This is a genomic window from Pseudomonadota bacterium, from assembly GCA_022361155.1.
Lineage (GTDB): Bacteria > Myxococcota_A > Polyangia > Polyangiales > JAKSBK01 > JAKSBK01.
On record JAKSBK010000269.1, the window covers coordinates 1 to 2,790 of the forward strand.

Consider the following 2,790-nt stretch of genomic DNA (forward strand, 5'->3'; position numbering starts at 1 on the left):
GGTCGAAGAGTTTCTCTTCTACCACTTGCTCATCACTTTCGTGGATCGCCTGAGCCGGCTTCCGCGCAACAGCACGCCGCCCGACATCATGCGCCTCTACCGGGAGAACCTCGCGCTCAAGGCTCAAAACGGAGCGTTGCTCCTCGAGCTCAACACGATGAAGGGCAAGCGCGCCAAGATGCCGATGCGAGTCCGGGCGGCGCAGGTCTTTGCCTACCTGCTCACGCGCGGCAACCCCGACGTGCGGCGCCGAGTGGGAGCTGCGCGACGAGCCATCCCCCGCACCGGTGCACGCGGCATGAGGAGCCTTCGACCATCCGCCTCCCTCATGTGGCCTTCTGTGTCGCAGCTCGGACATCAGTCGCCCGAGAGGACGGACGACGTCCGCAATCGGGGAGAGGCGATCAGCCTCGGCGAGCGGAAGGCCATCCAGCGCGAGCAGCACCTGTGCGGCCATTGCAGCCACGCGCCCGTCTGCAAGGTGGCCGCCGCCCTCGAGCCGCACCTGCTCGTCATTATCAGCCAGTGCATGGCGTTCGATCCCGACGGGGGAAGCCGGGGAGCCCGCTCGTAGATGGCCGACAACTACGCGAATGCCGCCGATGTGCTGCCGCCCGAGCTTCTGGCGCAGGTCCGGCGGTACCACACAGGCCACTTGTGGATCCCCGACGACGGCGCGTACTACCGCAAGCGCAACGAGCGCATCCTTCGCTTGCACGCCGAGGGGATTCCGATCCGGGACATCTCGGCCGAGGTGCACCTCTCGGAGCGCCGGGTCGGTCAGATCCTCGAGTCCATTCGCGCAGATGCCGATCCGTTCGCAAAATCCGCCGAAAATCGCTAGGTTTTGCATACGGACCGGCAGGGCGGCTCGACCGGGTTGATAAATTTTACTTCGTTATGGTTTCATTATGCATCCTATCGAAGTAGATTTTATCGCATGGGAGACCGCCCCACCGCCGAGCCTTACGAAGCCATGGCGCTCTTGCGGTCGCTGGCCGACCGAGGGCAGGCCGTCTTCACCGTCTCGGATGCCCGCGCCGTCGCTGGCGAGGCCGGGGTCGCCCCAAGCTATCTCAATGTCGTGCTCCGCCGGCTGCGGGAAGGCGGGTGGATACAGCGCATCAAGCGTGGAACCTACGCGATGACCGGTGGCATGCCGGGCCTCCCGCCGGAGCTTCACCCCTTTGCTGTCGGTATGGCTCTCGTCGACCCGTGCGCGATCAGCGGCTGGGCAGCGCTCAACCACCATGGACTGACCGAGCAGATCCCGCGCGTCATCGGTCTGACCACACCCAAGCGCGTCGCCACGCCCGCCATGCGTGGCGCGGTGCAGACGGCGCCCTCGAACTGGCGCGTAGCCGAGCACGACTTCGAGCTGGTGTCGGTCGTTCCCGCCCACTTCTTCGGATATGAAGAGACCTGGATGGGCGAAGCGCGGGTGAAGATCTTCGATCGCGAGCGAGCACTGCTCGACTGCTTCGCACTGCCGCGGAAGTTTGGTGGTGTCTCCGAGGGCCTTGCGATCGTGGAGCAGCATCTTCGCGAGCTCGACGTCGCGCGTCTCGTCGCGCATGCACAACGCTACGACAAGGACGCCGCGATCAAGCGCATCGGGTACGCGCTCGAGATCGTCGGCGCGGATCCCTCGGAGATCGATCCGCTGCGTCGCCGTCCTGTGAAGGGCTACCGTCTACTCGATCCGACCAAGCCCAAGCGAGGACGACGTGATGGCCGCTGGGCGCTGCAGGACAACCTGAGACCGGATGCACCGCGATGAGAGCACTGCGACGCCGTCTCCAGGATGCAGCCAAGCTCTCTCGTGTGAACCAGATCGTCATCGAGCGCGACTATGCGCAGAGCTATGTGCTCCTCGGCATCGGTGAAAGCGAAGCCCTGGGCGAAACGTTCGTCTTCAAGGGCGGTACCGCGCTCAAGAAGATTCACTTCGGATCGTACAGGTTTTCCGATGACCTCGACTTCTCAGCGATCGACGGCCCACGCAGCGATGATCTCGAAGGCGCGATCCGCAAGGCCATCGCACGCGCCGAGGCTGCCGTACGCAAGATCGCGCCGCTCACGTTCACGGTCGAGCGGTACGAAGAGCGCGATCCACATCCTGGCGGACAGGAAGCCTTCATCGTTCGCGCGCAGTTTCCCTGGCAGCGCCAACCGATGGTTCCGGTCAAGATCGAGGTGACCCACGACGAGCCGGTGCTGCTTGCCTCTGATCGCCAGTCTATTCACCACGGCTATGAAGAGACCATCGACGCGAACCTGCGAGCCTACAGCCTCGAAGAGATCGGTGCCGAGAAGCTGCGCTCGACCCAGCAGACGCTGGCGAAACTGACAGCGCGTGGCTGGACCCGACCGCGCGCACGGGACTACTACGACCTCTGGCACTTGGTCCGCGCGCCCGAAGACCGCTTGAGCTGGGAGCGCGTCTCGGCTGTGCTGCCGCAAAAGTGTGGCGTGCGCGACGTCCATCTCACGTCAGTCGAGCAAGTGTTCGAAGCGCGACTCGTCGAAGAGGTTCGCGCTACATGGGAGCGCACCCTCGGGCCGTTCGTGCCCGAGCTGCCCAACGTCGAAACCGCGCTCGCCGATCTGCAAGAACGTTTGTCAGCGCTCCTTCGCTTCTGATCGCCGGCACGGAAGAAACCGTTGAGGTTTTCTTCTTTGGGCCATTTGGCTTCGCGAGCAGGAGTACGATCCCAAGCTCGCAACCTAGATCAGATTTCGCGTGCTACACGCCGCGATGGACTGAAGCAGCGAGTCCGTCAATCGGAA

General features: G+C 64.0%; 4 protein-coding genes. All 4 read left to right on the forward strand.

Annotated features, from left to right (window positions below; genetic code table 11):
* Positions 1 to 574, forward strand: a 574-nt coding sequence (locus tag MJD61_10130; protein MCG8555627.1) for a hypothetical protein, incomplete at its 5' end; no start/stop codon positions are given.
* A complete protein-coding gene (locus MJD61_10135; GenBank protein MCG8555628.1) occupies positions 575 to 844 on the forward strand; it encodes a helix-turn-helix domain-containing protein in 270 nt (89 codons plus the stop codon).
* A gap of 96 nt (positions 845 to 940) precedes the next feature.
* On the forward strand, positions 941 to 1,780 hold the full coding sequence (locus MJD61_10140) for a type IV toxin-antitoxin system AbiEi family antitoxin domain-containing protein (protein ID MCG8555629.1): 840 nt from the start codon (positions 941 to 943) through the stop codon (positions 1,778 to 1,780).
* Positions 1,777 to 2,643 (forward strand): nucleotidyl transferase AbiEii/AbiGii toxin family protein, encoded by an 867-nt coding sequence (locus tag MJD61_10145; GenBank protein MCG8555630.1) that lies wholly within the window; start codon positions 1,777 to 1,779, stop codon positions 2,641 to 2,643. Before MJD61_10140 ends, MJD61_10145 begins: the two co-directional genes overlap by 4 nt.
* The last annotated feature ends 147 nt before the right edge of the window (positions 2,644 to 2,790 follow it).

Excerpts from the sequence above, each read along its gene's own strand:
- MJD61_10140 (MCG8555629.1), top strand. The coding sequence starts at position 941 with ATGGGAGACCGCCCCACCGCCGAGCCTTACGAAGCCATGGCGCTCTTG.
- MJD61_10135 (MCG8555628.1), top strand. The coding sequence starts at position 575 with ATGGCCGACAACTACGCGAATGCCGCCGATGTGCTGCCGCCCGAGCTT.
- MJD61_10145 (MCG8555630.1), top strand. The coding sequence starts at position 1,777 with ATGAGAGCACTGCGACGCCGTCTCCAGGATGCAGCCAAGCTCTCTCGT.